16 protein-coding genes are annotated in these 15745 nt (G+C 64.2%); 4 read left to right on the top strand and 12 right to left on the bottom strand.

The genetic code is table 11. From position 1 onward, the window contains the following. Positions 1 to 215: 215 nt before the first annotated feature. The 10 genes from ACEN9Q_RS17955 to ACEN9Q_RS17910 all read right to left on the bottom strand — a co-directional run bounded on the left by ACEN9Q_RS17955 (position 216) and on the right by ACEN9Q_RS17910 (position 10578). Complete coding sequence (locus ACEN9Q_RS17955) at positions 216 to 2048, bottom strand: PhoH family protein (RefSeq protein WP_056440423.1); 1833 nt, start codon at positions 2046 to 2048, stop codon at positions 216 to 218. A 221-nt stretch (positions 2049 to 2269) separates the two neighbouring features. Beyond that, positions 2270 to 2716 carry a peroxiredoxin gene (locus ACEN9Q_RS17950; protein ID WP_495628968.1) on the bottom strand — a complete coding sequence of 149 codons (447 nt, stop codon included), beginning with the start codon at positions 2714 to 2716 and terminating at the stop codon, positions 2270 to 2272. A 106-nt stretch (positions 2717 to 2822) separates the two neighbouring features. Continuing rightward, positions 2823 to 3770 carry a polysaccharide deacetylase family protein gene (locus ACEN9Q_RS17945; RefSeq protein WP_495625519.1) on the bottom strand — a complete coding sequence of 316 codons (948 nt, stop codon included), beginning with the start codon at positions 3768 to 3770 and terminating at the stop codon, positions 2823 to 2825. A gap of 12 nt (positions 3771 to 3782) precedes the next feature. Further along, positions 3783 to 4823 (bottom strand): bifunctional UDP-4-keto-pentose/UDP-xylose synthase, encoded by a 1041-nt coding sequence (locus ACEN9Q_RS17940; protein ID WP_495625518.1) that lies wholly within the window; start codon positions 4821 to 4823, stop codon positions 3783 to 3785. Then, complete coding sequence (locus ACEN9Q_RS17935) at positions 4820 to 5737, bottom strand: formyltransferase (RefSeq protein WP_495625517.1); 918 nt, start codon at positions 5735 to 5737, stop codon at positions 4820 to 4822. The genes ACEN9Q_RS17940 and ACEN9Q_RS17935 overlap by 4 nt, the downstream gene beginning before the upstream one ends. Positions 5738 to 5877: 140 nt before the next feature. Further along, complete coding sequence (locus tag ACEN9Q_RS17930; protein ID WP_056440413.1) at positions 5878 to 6861, bottom strand: glycosyltransferase; 984 nt, start codon at positions 6859 to 6861, stop codon at positions 5878 to 5880. A gap of 11 nt (positions 6862 to 6872) precedes the next feature. Continuing rightward, positions 6873 to 8012 carry a DegT/DnrJ/EryC1/StrS family aminotransferase gene (locus ACEN9Q_RS17925; protein WP_056440411.1) on the bottom strand — a complete coding sequence of 380 codons (1140 nt, stop codon included), beginning with the start codon at positions 8010 to 8012 and terminating at the stop codon, positions 6873 to 6875. A 122-nt stretch (positions 8013 to 8134) separates the two neighbouring features. Beyond that, complete coding sequence (locus ACEN9Q_RS17920; RefSeq protein WP_322405087.1) at positions 8135 to 8509, bottom strand: EamA family transporter; 375 nt, start codon at positions 8507 to 8509, stop codon at positions 8135 to 8137. Positions 8510 to 8518: 9 nt separating this feature from the next. Then, the gene (locus tag ACEN9Q_RS17915) at positions 8519 to 10186 is read right to left on the bottom strand and encodes a glycosyltransferase family 39 protein (protein WP_495625516.1); all 1668 of its coding nucleotides are present in this window, start codon (positions 10184 to 10186) and stop codon (positions 8519 to 8521) included. Continuing rightward, positions 10183 to 10578 carry an Mth938-like domain-containing protein gene (locus ACEN9Q_RS17910; protein ID WP_495625515.1) on the bottom strand — a complete coding sequence of 132 codons (396 nt, stop codon included), beginning with the start codon at positions 10576 to 10578 and terminating at the stop codon, positions 10183 to 10185. The genes ACEN9Q_RS17915 and ACEN9Q_RS17910 overlap by 4 nt, the downstream gene beginning before the upstream one ends. A gap of 190 nt (positions 10579 to 10768) precedes the next feature. Here ACEN9Q_RS17910 and ACEN9Q_RS17905 point away from each other — a divergent pair, with 190 nt between their 5' ends. Together ACEN9Q_RS17905 and ACEN9Q_RS17900 are read left to right on the top strand one after the other, a co-directional pair. Then, on the top strand, positions 10769 to 11995 hold the full coding sequence (locus ACEN9Q_RS17905) for a pyridoxal phosphate-dependent aminotransferase (protein WP_495625514.1): 1227 nt from the start codon (positions 10769 to 10771) through the stop codon (positions 11993 to 11995). 29 nt (positions 11996 to 12024) lie between these two features. Next, positions 12025 to 13344, top strand: a complete 1320-nt coding sequence (locus ACEN9Q_RS17900; protein ID WP_495625513.1) for a homoserine dehydrogenase — start codon at positions 12025 to 12027, stop codon at positions 13342 to 13344. A gap of 87 nt (positions 13345 to 13431) precedes the next feature. Here the strand turns inward: ACEN9Q_RS17900 and ACEN9Q_RS17895 are convergent, their stop codons facing one another. Further along, complete coding sequence (locus ACEN9Q_RS17895) at positions 13432 to 14316, bottom strand: TraB/GumN family protein (protein ID WP_495625512.1); 885 nt, start codon at positions 14314 to 14316, stop codon at positions 13432 to 13434. Positions 14317 to 14535: 219 nt separating this feature from the next. On the opposite strand from ACEN9Q_RS17895, the gene ACEN9Q_RS17890 reads away from it, so the two are divergent. Together ACEN9Q_RS17890 and ACEN9Q_RS17885 are read left to right on the top strand one after the other, a co-directional pair. After that, positions 14536 to 14925, top strand: a complete 390-nt coding sequence (locus ACEN9Q_RS17890) for a hypothetical protein (RefSeq protein ID WP_495625511.1) — start codon at positions 14536 to 14538, stop codon at positions 14923 to 14925. A gap of 116 nt (positions 14926 to 15041) precedes the next feature. Further along, positions 15042 to 15332 carry an antibiotic biosynthesis monooxygenase family protein gene (locus ACEN9Q_RS17885; RefSeq protein WP_495628967.1) on the top strand — a complete coding sequence of 97 codons (291 nt, stop codon included), beginning with the start codon at positions 15042 to 15044 and terminating at the stop codon, positions 15330 to 15332. Positions 15333 to 15437: 105 nt separating this feature from the next. Here the strand turns inward: ACEN9Q_RS17885 and ACEN9Q_RS17880 are convergent, their stop codons facing one another. After that, complete coding sequence (locus ACEN9Q_RS17880; protein WP_495625510.1) at positions 15438 to 15650, bottom strand: hypothetical protein; 213 nt, start codon at positions 15648 to 15650, stop codon at positions 15438 to 15440. Positions 15651 to 15745: the final 95 nt, after the last annotated feature.

Genomic DNA, 15745 nt, shown 5'->3' with positions numbered 1-15745 from the left:
GCGGATGTCGCGGCTTCGGCGACGGAGCTTGGGTCCCCGCCTGCGCGGGGACGACGTTGGTGAAGTAATGTCGGGCGCGGGGACGACGTTGGTGAAGTAATGTCGGGCGCGGGGACGACGTTGGTGAGGTAACGTCGGGGCGGTCGATTGACGGGACAATAAAAAAGCCTGTGCACCTTCCGGCGCACAGGCTTTTTGTCTGGGAGGTCGACTCGTTACAGCACGTCGCTCGCGTGATCCGCCAGGCGCGAACGCTCGCCGCGCGCCAGGGTCACGTGGCCGCTGTGGCCCCAGCCCTTGAAGCGGTCGACGACGTACGTCAGGCCGCTCGAGCCTTCGGTGAGATACGGCGTGTCGATCTGCGCGATGTTGCCGAGGCAGAGGATCTTCGTGCCCGGACCCGCGCGCGTGACGAGCGTCTTCATCTGCTTGGGCGTCAGGTTCTGCGCCTCGTCGATGATGAGGAACTTGTTGACGAACGTGCGGCCGCGCATGAAGTTCAGCGACTTGATCTTGATGCGCGAGCGGATCAGGTCCTGCGTCGCCGCGCGGCCCCAGTCGCCGGCGTCGCCGTCGGACTTCATCAGCACTTCCAGGTTGTCGTCGAAGGCGCCCATCCACGGCGACATCTTTTCTTCCTCCGTACCGGGCAGGAAGCCGATGTCTTCGCCGACCGGCACCGTCACGCGGGTGACGATGATCTCGTTGTAGACCTTCGTCTCCAGCACCTGTGCCAACCCGGCCGCCAGCGCCAGCAGCGTCTTGCCCGTGCCGGCCTGGCCGAGCAGCGTGATGAAGTCGACCTCGGGATTCATCAGCAGGTTCAGCGCGAAGTTCTGTTCGCGGTTGCGCGCCGTGATGCCCCACACGTTGTTCTTGTTGCTGGAATAGTCGCGCAAGGTCTGCAGCACGGCCGTCTTGCCGTTGATCTGCTTGACCTGGGCGTACAGCGGCGCCTCGCCGCTCTTCGGTTCCAGGTACACGAACTGGTTCACGAGCAGGCTCGGGATCAGCGGACCGGTCACGCGGTAGAACGTGGACGAGTAGCCGCCCTTGATCTCCTGCCACGATTCCACGCCCTTGCCGTGCTTCGTCCAGAAGTCGTCCGGCAGCTGGACGATGCCCGAGTACAGCAGGTCGGTGTCTTCCAGCACGTGGTCGTTGAAATAGTCTTCCGCGGCCAGGCCCAGGGCACGCGCCTTGATCCGCATGTTGATGTCCTTCGACACCAGCACGATCGCGCGGCCCGGCTGCTCCGTTTCCAGCGCGCGCACGACGCCGAGGATCTGGTTGTCGGCCTTGCCGGACGGGAGACCCTCGGGCAGGGCGGCGCCGTTCAGGCGCGTCTGGAAGTGCAGGCGGCCCTTCGCATCCTTGTTGCCCAGCTTGGCCAGCGGGATGCCGGTCTCGATGGCCTCGTCGTCGACGTTGGCGATCAGCGCGTCCAGCGTGCGCGAGACCTGGCGAGCGTTGCGCGCGACTTCCGACATGCCCTTCTTGTGGTTGTCGAGTTCTTCCAGCGTCATCATCGGCAGGTAGACGTCGTGTTCCTCGAAGCGGAACAGCGAGGTCGGGTCGTGCATCAGGACGTTGGTGTCGAGCACGAACACCTTCGTGGTGCCCGACGTGTCGGCCTTGCGGCTCGCCTGCGACTTGACGTTGACCTCGACCGGCTTGTGCTTGGCCGGATGCGGTTCGTTCATGTCCGTTTCGCGCAGCTTGGCGCTGGCGCCGCCTTTCGCGGCCTTGCCCGGTTTCGCGGGCTTTTCGGCGCGGACGGGGGCAGGCGGCGTTACCGGTGCTGCCACCGCGGGCGCGCCTGCCGGCGTGTCTTCGCGCGCGGGCGCTTCGGCCAGCAGCGCGGCCTTCGACTTGCGGGGCTTCGTGGTCTTGGGGGCCGGTACGGCCGCGCCACTGATCAGGTCTTCGACCGGGTCGTTTTCCGCCTTCGCGGCTGCGCGGACAGGCGATTTGCCCGGCTCGGCCCTGGGATAATCCTTGGCCAGCAGGATGGTTGCCGGCTTGGTGGGTAATTTAGGCAGTGGCATCAGGGTCTCAATCTAGAAAAAAGTCGGAAAAACGCACCACGCGGCGCATGCGCGCCGCCGGGCAGACAGATGCAACTGGGGAGAGCTGCGAGGCGCCGGCGGGCCCGGACGAGGGCCCCTGGCCGGCAGCCAGATTGGAATGATGCGGTGAGGTAAAACAGTGACTCAAAATAGGCGAACGCTCGGCTAAAGGTTTGTCGAAACCATCGCCAGCCCGCTCTTCAAGGCTGGCTCTTCAAAAAATCCAGCACTTCATTCACGTGATCATTGACTTTCACGCCACGCCATTCTTTCACCAACTTGCCGTCAGCGTCAATGACAAACGTACTGCGCTCGACCCCCCGCACTTTTTTGCCGTACATATTCTTCATCTTCATGACGTCGAACCGGGTGCACACGGCTTCGTCCGGGTCGGAGATCAGGTCGAACGGCAGCCCCAGTTTCGCCTTGAAGCTTTCGTGCGAACGCAGGGAATCGCGGCTGATGCCGTAGACGGCGGCGCCCAGGTCCGTGAACTCGTCGTGGTGGTCGCGGAAGTTCATCGCTTCCGTCGTGCAACCGGGGGTATTGTCTTTGGGATAGAAGTACAGCACCGTGTAGCGCGCGGGACGACCGTCCAGTTCGAAGGTCTGGTCGCCGGTCATCGGCGCGCTGAAGTTGGCTAACACCTCGTTGACCGAAGGCGCGGCGGCGCCAAGGGCGGATGCGGGGGCTGTGGTTGGGCTTTCGGCCACGGTTTTCTCCTGTCTGGGATGCGCGGCCGGTAAGCCGCGCTCATGCCACGGTATCGAGGATGATCAGTTCCCCTGACCGTCCCGGTAATTCGCCCCATTGCACCGGATACTCGGGCAACTGCGGCGCTTCCTGTTTTATCTTCTCATAATAGTCCGCCATCGACGCAAGTTGGTAGCCTTGGGCTTTCCAACCTGACAACAGCTGCTCGAATATGGGGGCGAGTTTCTGTCCTTCAAGCTCCGCGTGCAAGGTATACACATGGTCGCGTTTCGGGTTCGCCGTCAGCCTGAGCAGGTGCGCCGCGATGTTGTGCTCGTCGATGACGGCGCCGTCGATCTCGCGGCCCAGCAGCTCGTCCAGCGTCGGCAGCGTGGTCGGCATCTGGATGTGCGACAGGCCGCGGTAGCGGTACGGACCCGCCTGCGGATCGGCCAGCGAGCCGTCGTCGCGCAGTTGGGCGCGGCCGTCCGACGCGTAGCGGTAGCCCACGACGTCGTGGCGCGCGAACGCGTGCTGGTTCATCTGCCAGCCGGCCGCGCCGAACGTGTGCGGCGGCTCGCCGAACACCTGCGCAAAGCGCTGCTCGCTCTTCTTCATCACGCGGTCGGTCCAGGCGGCGTCGCGGCCGCGGACGTTGTCCTGCCACCAGACGTGGTCCCACGTGTGGATGCCGCATTCGAAGCCGGCGTCGCGCACCGCGCGCATCTCGGCGGCCGTCTTCGCGCCGATGTCCGGGCCTGGCAGCAGCACGCCGTACATCAGCGTCTTGAAGCCGTAGTGCTCCACGACGGACGTGCGCGACACTTTCTGGAAGAAGCCGGGACGCAGCGCGCGCCGCATCGCCCAACCGGTGTGGTCGGGGCCCAGCGAAAACAGGAACGTCGCACCGGCCGCGTGCTTCGTCAGCATGCGCACGAGATTGGGCACGCCTTCGCGCGTGCCGCGGTAGGTGTCGACGTCGATCTTGAGGACGAGCAGCGGTGCCAAGGCCTGTCCTTCTTAATCGACGAGGGCCTGGGCCGCCGCGACCTGGCCGCGGTAGGCGTCGAAGATGCCGCGCAGCGCGTCCGCCATCGTCACGGTTGGCGCCCAGCCCAGGTCGTTCTTCGTGTTCTCGATCTTCGGCACGCGGTTCTGCACGTCCTGGTAGCCGGTGCCGTAGTAGGCGCCCGAGCTGGTCTCGACGATCTTGACTTTCTCGGCGCCGGCCGCGTATTCCGGGTATTCCGCGGCGAGCTTGAGCATCATGTCGGCCAGTTCGCGGATCGAGTAGTTATTGGTCGGGTTGCCGACGTTGTAGATCTGGCCCGTCGCACGGCCGTCCTTGTTCTCGATGATCTTCATCAGGGCCGAGATGCCGTCGTCGACGTACGTGAAGGCGCGCTTCTGGTGGCCGCCGTCGACGAGCTGGATCGGTTCGCCGCGCACGATGTGGCCGAAGAACTGCGTCAGCACGCGCGACGATCCTTCCTTCGGCGTGTGGATCGAATCCAGGCCGGAACCGATCCAGTTGAACGGACGGAACAGCGTGAAGTTCAGGCCTTCCATGCCGTAGCCCCAGATCACGCGGTCCATCAGCTGCTTGGCGCAGGCGTAGATCCAGCGCGGCTTGTTGATCGGGCCGTAGACCAGCTCCGAGTTCTCCGGATCGAATTCGGCGTCGCGGCTCATGCCGTAGACTTCCGACGTCGACGGGAAGATCAGGTGCTTCTTGTATTTCGCGGCCGAGCGGACGATCGGCAGGTTCGCCTCGAAGTCCAGTTCGAAGACGCGCAGCGGCTCCTTCACATAGGTCGACGGCGTCGCGATCGCCACCAGCGGCAGGATCACGTCGCACTTCTTGACGTGGTACTCGACCCACTCCGTGTTGATCGTGATGTCACCTTCGAAGAAGTGCATGCGCGGATTGCCGAGCAAATCGGTGATCCGCTCCGAATTCATATCCATGCCGTAGACTTCCCAGTCGGTCGTCTCGAGGATGCGCTTGGACAGGTGGTGGCCGATGAAACCGTTGACGCCGAGGATGAGGACTTTTTTCATGTTGGGTTTTCCTGGAGTTGTGCCCGCAGTTCGGCAGGGGTGATTCGGAGGCCGTCGGCCAGCAGGCTGTGAATGACCAGCGCGCGGCCGTCGCCGCAGACGCCGAGAATGGCATTATCCACGACCGCGAGGCCTGGCGGCAGGCCGGCCACATTACCGTTGAAGAGGCGCGCGCGCTCGATCACGTAGCGGCGCGGGCCGGCGTCGGTGAAGGCGCCGGGGTAGGGCGGCGCGACGGCGCGGTGCAGGTTGTAGACGTCCTGCGCGTTCCGGCTCCAGTCGATGCGGCCGTCTTCCGGCTTGCGTCCGCCGAAGTAGCCGCCCTGGGTCAAGTCGTTCGGGATGCGCGGCGCCGTGCCGGCCAGCAGCGCGGGCAGCACGTCGTACAGCGCCAGCTCCGCCGCCACCGTCACCTTGCCGAACACTTCGAACGCCGTGTCGTCGGGCAGGATGGGCACGGCCTGCTGCGCGACGATGGCGCCGGCGTCCGGCTTGACCGTCATCTCGTGCAGCGTGGCGCCCGTCTCGGTCGCGCCGTGCAGCACGGCCCAGTTGGTGGGCGCGCGGCCGCGGTAGGCCGGCAGTAGCGAGCCGTGCATGTTGTACGCCGGCGCGATGTCGAGGATCGCCTGGGGCAGCATGTGGCGGAAATAAAAGCTGAACATCAGGTCCGGTTGCGCGGCCCGGATGGCGTCCACGAGATCGGCGCCTTTCGCATCGTCCGGCGTCAGGCAGGGGATGTTCTCCGTTTCGCACAGCGAGAGGACGGATTCGAACCAGATGTTTTCGGTGGCGCTGTCCTGGTGCGTGACGACGAGGGCGACGTCGACGCCGCCGGCCAGCAGCACCTTGAGGCAGCGTACGCCCACGTTGTGGTAGGCGAAGACGACTGCGCGTTTGCGGGGTTGGGTCATGTTCTTTGCGCCGTGATGGCGATGAATAGTTAACTCGTCGTTCCCGCGCAGGCGGGAACCCAAGTTTTGCGCGAGTAGCCGGCAGCACTTGGGCCCCCGCCTGCGCGGGGGCGACGTATTGTAGGCCGACGGTCAGACAGTCAGCGCACGACCTGGCGCTTCTCGATCCCGTCCGTCTCCGCCAGGTCCGCCGGCACGCCCTGCAGGATCGTGGCGACGACGTAGCGCGGCCGCGCGCGCACCTGCTGGTAGATGCGGCCCACGTATTCGCCCACGAGGCCGATGCCGAACAGGATCACGCCCATGAAGAAGAACGCGATCGCGAACAGCGTGAACACGCCCTCGGCCTCGGCGCCCAGCAGGAAGCGGCGCACGACGAGGATCAGCACGAGCAGCGCGGACAGCAGCGACAAGGTCATGCCCAGCAGCGAGAACATCTGCAGCGGCACGAGCGAGAAGCCCGTCATCAGGTCGAAGTTCAGGCGAATGAGGCTGTACAGCGAGTACTTCGATTCGCCCGCCGCGCGTTCCTCGTGCTCGACGACGATCTCGGTCGGCCTGCGCGAGAACTTGTACGCGAGCGCCGGCACGAAGGTGTTCACTTCGCCGCACTGGTTGACGAGGTCGATCACGTTGCGGCCGTAGGCGCGCAGCATGTTGCCCTGGTCCGTGATGTGGATGTTCGTGATGCGCTCGCGCACCCGGTTCATGGCCTTCGACGCCACCGTGCGCCACGCGGAATCCTGGCGCTTGCGGCGGATCGAGCCCACGTAGTCGTAGCCTTCGCGCATCTTGGCGATCAGCTTGTGGATTTCTTCCGGCGGGTTCTGCAGGTCGGCGTCGAGCGTGATGACGATCTGGCCGTGCGTCTGTTCGAAGCCCGCCAGGATCGCCATGTGCTGGCCGTAGTTGCCGTTGAAGAGGACGACGCGCGTCACGTCCGGGCGCTTGCGGTACTGCTCCGCCAGGATCGCCACCGAGTTGTCGCGGCTGCCGTCGTTGACGAACACGACTTCGTACGGCAGGCCCAGCGCGTCCATCGCCGGATACAGGCGCGCGAACAGGTTCGCGAGGCCCGCTTCTTCGTTATAGACCGGAATGACGACGGAGACTTCCGGCTTCATCGCCACCCCCGTCATTTTGCCAGCACCTGCTTGACCGCGGCCACGGCGCGCTCGACGTCGGCGCTGGTCATCGCGTTGAACATCGGCAGCGTCACGGTCAGGCGGCCGATCTTCTCGGCGACCGGGAACATCCCTTCCTTGAAGCCGCGCTCGCGGTACAGGGTGAACAGGTGGATCGGCGCGTAGTGGTAGCCGGTGCCGATATTGTGTTCCTTCTGCATGCGCGTCATGAAGTCGGCGCGCGTGCCCGGGCCGTTGTCCGGCAGGATGATCTGGAACAGGTGCCAGTTGCTCGTGCCGAAGGCCTGGATCGGGAGCTGGGCGCCGGTCTGCGCCTCGAAATCCGGGCCGAAGCAGTCGAAGTAATGGCGCGCCAGCGCGGCGCGGTGCGCCGTCAGCTTGTCCAGGTTCTTCATCTGGCCCAGGCCGATCGTGGCCATGATGTCGCTCATATTGTACTTGCCGCCCAGGACGTCGACGTCGATGCCGTCCACGCCGCTGCGCGTCACGCCCTGCAGCCGGTATTTCTCGGCCAGGCGCGCTTCTTCCATATTGTTCAGCACGAGGCAGCCGCCTTCGCCCGTCGTGATGTTCTTGTTCGCCTGGAAGCTGAACGAGCAAAAGTCGCCGAACGAGCCGATGCGCTTGCCGTTCCACAGCGAGCCGATGGCCTGCGCCGCATCCTCGACGACGCGCAGCCTGTGCTTGTCCGCGATGGCGTACAGGCGGTCCATGTCCATCGGCAGGCCGGACAGGTAGACCGGGATGATGGCTTTCGTACGCGGGGTGATCGCCGCTTCCAGCTTGTCCAGGTCCATGTTGCGCGTGACCGGATCGATGTCGGCGAAGACCGGCGTGGCGCCCACTTCGATGACCACGTTGGCCGTCGCCGGCCACGAGATCGGCGTCGTGATCACTTCGTCGCCCGGCCCCACGCCGGCGATGCGCAGCGCGATCTCCATCGTGCACGTGCCGGAATTGAAGGTGCGTACCGGACGGCCGCCGAAATACTCGGAAAGCAGGGCCTCGAATGCCTGGTTTTTCGGGCCGGTCGTGATCCAGCCGGAGCGCAGCACTTCGCCGACGGCGGCGATGGTGTCTTCGTCGATGGTGGGCCGGGAAAAGGGCAGGAAGGGCAGCTCGGCAGTCATGGGAAGCTCGTATTCTCTCGGTAAAGATGTCATCCGTGGCAAGCCATCGTGCGGCTTGCCAGGCTGAATGTTGTTAATGCAGACAAAGCCGGCATTGTAGCAGCGCGCCGTCCGGCGCCGTATTACGTTCTCGCCAGCAATACCACGCCGATCACGATCACCCCGATCGCCACCAGGCGCTGCGGCGACACCACTTCGCCCAGGAACATCCACGCGCCGATGGCCGACACGACATAGCCCAGCGACAGCATCGGGTACGCGATCGTCACGTCCGTGCGCGACAGGCCGATGATCCACACGACGAGCGAGATGCCGTAGCAGGCCAGGCCTCCCAGGATCGGCGCCTGGGTCACGACCTTGATGAAGGTCTGGAACCAGTTGGCCATGGTGAGGTGGATGGCGCCGCCGAGGGCGTTCGTGCCCGCTTTCAGCAGCAACTGGGCACAGGCGTTCAGGAGCACGCCGGAAATGATGAAAGCAAAAGTAGTCAGATTCATGGAAGACGATCAAAAGTTCGCGATGACGGTGCGGCGCGCATCCGCCGCCACGATGCGCAAGGGGACGCCCTGGCGCTGCAGGTCGGCGGCGATTTCCGGACGGGTGATCGCCACGTCGTGCCTGCCGGCGGCCGCGGCGGCGCGCCATTGGGCGACGAACGCGGGAATCGTCGGGATCGCGAGTTCCGGTTGCTGTTGCAGGCCGAAGTCGAATTCGTCGCGGTAGTCGACGAGGGTCACGGGACGGCCGAGATAAAAGGTCAGCGACTGTTCATAGATGCCGACCGAATAGACTTTCACGGCCGGATCCGCGGCGCCGGCCGCCTTGAGTGCGGGCAGCAGGTCGACGCCGGCGCGCACCTTGCCGATCGGTTCGAAGCCGACCAGCATCAGCTCCGTGCCGGCGAAACCGGCGACGGCCAGCACGACGACGAACAGGTCGCGCAGCATCTGGCGCGCATACAGCATGGCGAGGCAGCCGCCGATCAGCAGCACGAGGCCGGCCGCCAGCACCCACGGCTGGTACGCCGCGTACAGCACGTCCTCGCCCGGATGCTTGGCCAGCTTCAGCATGAACGGGACGGTGGCGAGCAGGGCCACGCCCAGCAGCGCCGTGAGGCCGGCCGTCACCATGCGGCCGCGGCGCGTGCCGACGTCCAGGTAGTGCGCCACCAGCAGCGCGACGCCGGGGAACACTGGCAGGATGTAGCCGGGCAGCTTGGAATTCGACTTGGTGAAGAACAGGACGATGAACGCGACCCACACCAGCAGCATCAGGCGCGGACGGAAGCGCGTCGTCTCGCCGTTGCCGCGCGCGCCGGCGACGAGGCTTTGCACCAGTACGCCCAGCCACGGCACGCTGCCGGCCGCCAGCAGGGCGAAGAACACCCACCATGCCGCTTCGCGGTGGTGTTCCTTGAGCAGGAAGCGTTCGAAATGCTCGTGGATGAAGAAGAAGTGCGGCTGCTCCGGATTGCGCATCCCGACCAGCACGAACCACGGCGCGGCGATCGCGAAGAACAGGATCAGCCCTTTGACGAGGTGCAGGCGCTTCCAGATCGCCCAGTCGCGCGCGAAGATCGTGTAGAGCACCAGCACGCCGCCCGGCAGCACGATGCCGATCAGGCCCTTGGACAGCACGGACAGCGCCATCCCGGCCCAGCACGCGAGCATCCAGTTGCGCCGTTCGCGCTCGTTCGCATCGTCGCGCTGGGCGATGAGCAGGGCGCACAGGGCCAGGGTCATCATGCCGGACAGTCCCATGTCGACCGAATCGATCTGGCTGCACGCGACCCAGTAGAACGAGGAGCCCAGCACCAGCGCGGCATAGAAGCCGACGCGCGCGCCGAACACGCGGGTGCCCGCGACGCCCGTCAGCACGACGCCGAACAGGCCGCACAGCCCCGTCCACAGGCGCGCCTGCCAGTCGCCCAGGCCGAACAGGGTGAACGACAGGGCGTTCATCCACGTCTGTAGCGGGGGTTTTTCGAAATACTTGATGCCGTTCAGGCGGGTCGTGATCCAGTCGCCGCTGGCGAACATCTCGCGCGCCATCTCGGCGTAGCGGCCTTCGTCCGGCGGCACCAGCGTGCGCGCGCCCAGCACGTACAGCAGGACGACGGCAAAGGCGATCAGCAGGGTCCAGGTGAGGGTCTTGTTGCGGTGCAGGTCGTTCATTCGGCCTTCGTGCCCTCGTGAGTGTCGATGATCAGCGCCAGCGTCACTTTGCGGCCTTCGCCCATCAGGATGTTGTAGGTGCGGCAGGCGGCGTGGCTGTCCATGCTCTCGACGCCGATGCGCAGGTCGGACAGGCTGGCCACGAGGCGCGGATGCACGAACCGCTGGCGCTCGCCCGTGCCGAGGATGACGACGTCGGGCTTGTCCGCGGCGATGGCTTCGAAATGCTCGGCCTTGAGGTCCTCGAAGCGCGCCACGGGCCACGGGCGCGGCGCCACCTCGGGCATCACCAGCACGCTGTAGTCGAAGCGCTGGGCGTTGATCTCGACGCCGGACCGGTCGTAGCCGGTGACCGTCTGGTATTTTTCGGTGCTGCTGGAATGTAGCTTCATGATGGAAAAGCCGGGAGATGACAGGCACAGGGCGCGTATTGTAACTGGTTTCCACTACGCCCCAGCAATGGTGGGTTGCTTAATCCTTGCGCTTTCGGCAGAATGAAGTTTTTCGCATTGCAACAACGCGCTACCGATCAGGCTGCTTAACAGGCACTTTTCCGCAGCCATTAATTTCCAGGGTGATATTTTGCGACCGATTCTGAAATCCAACAAGCTCGACGACGTCTGCTACGAGATCCGGGGCCCGGCGCTGCAGATCGCGCGCCAGATGGAGGAAGACGGCCACAAGATCATCAAGCTGAACATCGGCAACCTGGCCGTGTTCGGCTTCGATCCGCCGGACGAGATCGTGCAAGACATGATCCGCAACATGCAGAGCTCGGCCGGCTACACGGATTCGAAGGGCATGTTTGCACCGCGCAAGGCGGTGATGCACTACACCCAGGAAAAGAATATCCGTGGCGTCGGCATCGACGACATCTACCTGGGCAACGGCGCCTCGGAACTGATCGTGATGGGCATGCAGGGCTTGCTGAACAGCGGCGACGAAGTGCTCGTGCCGATGCCGGACTATCCGCTGTGGACGGCGGCCGTCAGCCTCGCGGGCGGCAACCCGGTGCATTATGTATGCGACGAGCAGGCCGGCTGGCTGCCGGACATCGACGACATGCGCAAGAAGATCACGCCGAACACGCGCGCGATCGTCGTCATCAACCCGAACAACCCGACCGGTGCGCTGTATTCGCGCGACGTGCTGCTGGAAATCGTCGAACTGGCGCGCCAGCACCAGCTGATCGTCTACGCCGACGAAATCTACGACAAGACCTTGTACGACGGCGAAACGCACACGTCGATCGCCTCGCTCGCCGACGACGTCCTGTTCGTCACGCTGAACGGCCTGTCGAAGAACTACCGCTCGTGCGGCTACCGCGCCGGCTGGATGGTCCTGTCCGGCGAAAAGCGCCATGCGAAGGACTATATCGAGGGCCTGAACATGCTGGCCTCGATGCGCCTGTGCGCCAACGCGCCGGGCCAGTACGCGATCCAGACGGCCCTCGGCGGCTACCAGAGCATCGCCGACCTCGTCGCGCCGGGCGGCCGCCTCACGCGCCAGCGCGACCTGGCCCACCAACTCCTGACCGATATCCCGGGCGTTACCTGCGTCAAGCCAAAAGCGGCGCTGTACATGTTCCCGCGCCTCGACCCGAAGATCTACCCGATCGCCGATGACCAGCAATTTATCTGTGAGCTGTTGTCCGAGGAAAAAGTCCTGCTGGTGCAAGGCACCGGCTTCAACTGGAAGACGCCGGACCATTTCCGTCTTGTCTTCCTCCCCAATTCCGACGACCTGACGGATGCGTGCGGCCGTATCGCCCGCTTCCTCGACGGCTACCGGCGCCGCCACGCGCGCTGAGAACGACAGACAGCAGACAGTACATTCATATGAAACCCATCAAAGCAGGCTTGCTCGGCCTCGGCACCGTCGGTGCAGGCACCTACCACGTCCTCCAACGCAACCAGGAAGAAATCCGCCGCCGCGCCGGCCGCGGCATCGAAGTGGCCATGGTCGCCGTCCGCAACCTCGAGCGCGCCAAGCGTATCGTCGGCAGCGACGTGGAGGTCGTGGCCGACCCGTTCGCCGTCGTGAACAATCCGGACATCGACATCGTCGTCGAACTGATCGGCGGCTACGATCTGACGCGCGAACTGGTGCTGCAGGCGATCGCCAACGGCAAGCACGTCGTCACCGCCAACAAGGCGCTGCTGGCGCTGCACGGCAACGAGATCTTCGAAGCGGCCCAGGCCAAGGGCGTGATGGTGGCGTTCGAAGCGGCCGTCGCCGGCGGCATCCCGATCATCAAGGCGCTGCGCGAAGGCCTGTCGGCCAACCGCATCGAATCCGTGGCCGGCATCATCAACGGCACGACGAACTTCATCCTGTCCGAGATGCGCGACAAGGGCCTGGACTTCGCCACCGTGCTCAAGCAGGCGCAGGAACTGGGCTATGCGGAAGCCGACCCGACCTTCGACATCGAAGGCGTGGACGCGGCGCACAAGCTCACCATCATGTCCGCCATCGCGTTCGGCATCCCGGTGCAGTTCGGCAGCGCCCACATCGAGGGCATCAGCCAGCTGCAGGCCGTCGACCTGCGCTACGCCGAACAACTGGGCTACCGCATCAAGCTGCTGGGCATCACCCGCCGCACGACGGTGGACGGCAAGGAAGGCATCGAACTGCGCGTGCACCCGACCCTCGTGCCGGGCGCGCGCCTGATCGCGAACGTCGAAGGCGCGATGAACGCCGTGCTGGTGCAGGCCGACGCCGTCGGCGCTACGCTGTACTACGGCAAGGGCGCCGGTGCCGAGCCGACCGCATCCGCCGTGATCGCCGACATGATCGACGTGACCCGCCTGGCGACGGCCGACCCGTACTCGCGTGTGCCGCACCTGGCGTTCCAGCCGACCGAACTGGCCGACGTGCCGATCCTGCCGATGGAAGACATCCGCACCAGCTACTATCTGCGCGTGACCGTGCAGGACCAGCTGGGCGTGATGGCCGACCTGACCCGCATCCTGGCCGACGCCGGCATCTCGATCGACGCCGTGCTGCAGAAGGAGCCGGGCGAGAAGGCGCGCACGGACATCGTCATCATCACCCACCAGACCCGCGAAAAATACGTCAACGCCGCGATTGCCAAGATCGAGCACCTGGCGACGACCGTGGCCAAGGTGGTGCGCATTCGCCTGGAAAGCCTGGGCTGATGGTCATGCCGGGCGCCTGCGTCCGGCCGGATACGTGACGAAGCCGCCCATCGTGCGAACGGTGGGCGGCTTCGCCGCTTTCAATTTTCAATACAGCTGCTCGACCTTCAGTCCCTTTGCTCGCAACAAGGCCGGCAAGCTGTCCTTGCCGATCAAATGCATGAGTCCAACTGCCGCCATCGTATGGTTTTCACGCGTCAGCAAGCCGTCGAGTTTGTCGGCCATCGGCCCGTTGCGTTCGGTCAGGAAGCGGCGCTGCATGATCTGCGACGACAGCCGCTGGTCCGTCTCATATTTGAGCGCCAGCGCGTCGAGCGTAGCGTGATCGGCCTTGGCCCAGCCGTCGGTGATGGACCGCGCGTCCTGCTGCGCTTCGCCCGAATCGAGCGAAGCAAGGGTTTCATCCAGTATCGTCCACTGGTCGGCAACGGGCAGGTGGTCGAGCAGGTCGAGTTGGCTCTCGGCCGTCTCCAGGCCGATGACCTTGATGTTCTCGCTGTGTGCCAGTTTGGCCAGGTACGCGTCGACGGCCAGGTCGGGCCGATAACCGAGCTTGGCGTATTCGACCGTTGCCAGTGTGATGATCAGCATCCACGGCTTGAACTGGGTGGCCAGCGTCGCTGGCGCGCCGAGCGCCTCCAGCCGGCGTGTCAGGCGCGGTCCGAGCGCGGGCGGCATGGCGGCGACAATGGCGGGCGTGGTGGCTGCGGCGCGCCGCATCATCGCGGCCAACTCCGCAGTCTGTACGGTCGGATCGAACTCCAGGGCCAGCGTGGAGGAAGCGGCCAGGGCCTTGGTCACGCTGTCGTCGAGCGGAAAAAATTCGGGCAATCCCATGTGGATGGTGCCGAACAGAACCATCGTATGCCCGTGGCCGCTAACCTTGAACAGCGCGCCGCGCTCGACCGCCCAGGCCGGGTCGGCCAGCAGACTGAACGCAGCAAGAAGAGTGAGAATGATCCGGCGAGCCATCAGCGTTTCCTTGACTAAGAGTAAGCCGGCGGAATTTTATCCATTCATCTCCCCTGCAGCTATTTAATTTTGACATCTTTTCGGGCGACACCTTGTCGTGACAGAGCGTGATTTTTTGGCTTGGGCAACGTGCTACGCTTGGGAGTGGCTGGGTTCGGCCAGGAGCGGTCGTTCCGAGTACTGCAAGTTTTGTAATCTGATGAGCCAAAGTGCAAGCCCATGCTTAAAGTGTTCGCATATGTTGATGGCAGTGATCTTGATGAGGTCAGTTGCCAGCTGGTCGAAGCCTTTACCAAATTTTTGAACACTTGGGGCGTATCGTCTGCCCGACTGGTGAACGATAAGCTCCCTCGTTCTGCCGAGCTGCGTGATGACGACCTACCAGGGTGGAACCTTGGCTTGAACTTCGAAGCAGATCAACTCTCACCGACCGAGTTCGATCAGTTGATATCATTTTTGTCCCGGACGGCAGCCGAGACACAACGGGAATTCGTAATCGGCGGGTATGGACGCAAGTCCCAGTTCGCTGAGGACTGGGGCTTTATTGGCAAGCAGCTTGAACCGCATACGCTCCAGTTTCTTCGAGGCCTCCTCTGTAGAACCAAATGACCACGCTGACCGTCCGCTTAGGGTCGGAAGCGGCCGTACACCGAGCCGCCACGCACGGCCGCTCAGGGCACCTGGCCTTTCGGCATCACAAGCCTTTACTTTTGAAAGCATCACTGATGATCCTGGAAGTCGCCCCACTGCAAGTGCGTGCTGGCCAGGAAGCCGGCTTCGAAGCCGCATTCAAACTGGCGCAGGCCATCATTTCTTCAATGCCGGGCTATGTCTCGCATGAACTGCAGCGTTGCGTCGAGCGATCAAGTGAATACATTTTGCTTGTTCGATGGGAGTCGCTGGAGGCGCATGAGGTGGGGTTTCGCCAGTCCGCCGGGTATCAAGAGTGGAAAAAACTGCTGCATCATTTTTACGACCCCTTGCCCGTGGTCTCACACTACGTCCATGTGGAATGAGTCCGGCACCGCCGCCCACTGACGAGGTACGGTAAATCGTTGGAAAGACAGGGCTGATCCCACGGTCCGCCGACGTCTTTTACAAGCGCGTCATGGTGCGTTGGGTCACCGCCTGGCCAGCGGCAGCGGCGGCAGATAGGCCACGCCGAGGAAGCCGTCGGCGAATTCATCCACGTAGCGGACGGGCACCGTGCCGGACGCTTGCAGGGGAACGGTGGTGAGCGCCAGGTTGCGGCGCTCGATCTGGTCGAACAGCGCGTCGGGGCAGGGCTGTCGCTCGTTTTCATCCGGGCATTCTATCTGTGCTGCGACGCACAAGAATGGTGCCCGGATGCGGACTTGTGGTCGCTCAACGACGACGGATTTTTCTGCAACGCATGTATATCTGCGCGCAATGTGCAGCAAAAAATACC

It is taken from the genome of Massilia sp. Masssp93 (assembly GCF_059491295.1).
The sequence above is the reverse complement of the archived record's forward strand: the minus strand, read 5'-3'. Positions and strand labels throughout refer to the sequence as shown.

What these genes read in the sequence shown, in the direction of transcription:
- ACEN9Q_RS17955 (WP_056440423.1), bottom strand. Translation starts at nt 2,048, where the DNA reads ATGCCACTGCCTAAATTACCCACCAAGCCGGCAACCATCCTGCTGGCC.
- ACEN9Q_RS17940 (WP_495625518.1), bottom strand. Translation starts at nt 4,823, where the DNA reads ATGAAAAAAGTCCTCATCCTCGGCGTCAACGGTTTCATCGGCCACCAC.
- ACEN9Q_RS17935 (WP_495625517.1), bottom strand. Translation starts at nt 5,737, where the DNA reads ATGACCCAACCCCGCAAACGCGCAGTCGTCTTCGCCTACCACAACGTG.
- ACEN9Q_RS17930 (WP_056440413.1), bottom strand. Translation starts at nt 6,861, where the DNA reads ATGAAGCCGGAAGTCTCCGTCGTCATTCCGGTCTATAACGAAGAAGCG.
- ACEN9Q_RS17925 (WP_056440411.1), bottom strand. Translation starts at nt 8,012, where the DNA reads ATGACTGCCGAGCTGCCCTTCCTGCCCTTTTCCCGGCCCACCATCGAC.
- ACEN9Q_RS17920 (WP_322405087.1), bottom strand. Translation starts at nt 8,509, where the DNA reads ATGAATCTGACTACTTTTGCTTTCATCATTTCCGGCGTGCTCCTGAAC.
- ACEN9Q_RS17915 (WP_495625516.1), bottom strand. Translation starts at nt 10,186, where the DNA reads ATGAACGACCTGCACCGCAACAAGACCCTCACCTGGACCCTGCTGATC.
- ACEN9Q_RS17910 (WP_495625515.1), bottom strand. Translation starts at nt 10,578, where the DNA reads ATGAAGCTACATTCCAGCAGCACCGAAAAATACCAGACGGTCACCGGC.
- ACEN9Q_RS17900 (WP_495625513.1), top strand. Translation starts at nt 12,025, where the DNA reads ATGAAACCCATCAAAGCAGGCTTGCTCGGCCTCGGCACCGTCGGTGCA.
- ACEN9Q_RS17895 (WP_495625512.1), bottom strand. Translation starts at nt 14,316, where the DNA reads ATGGCTCGCCGGATCATTCTCACTCTTCTTGCTGCGTTCAGTCTGCTG.
- ACEN9Q_RS17890 (WP_495625511.1), top strand. Translation starts at nt 14,536, where the DNA reads ATGCTTAAAGTGTTCGCATATGTTGATGGCAGTGATCTTGATGAGGTC.
- ACEN9Q_RS17885 (WP_495628967.1), top strand. Translation starts at nt 15,042, where the DNA reads ATGATCCTGGAAGTCGCCCCACTGCAAGTGCGTGCTGGCCAGGAAGCC.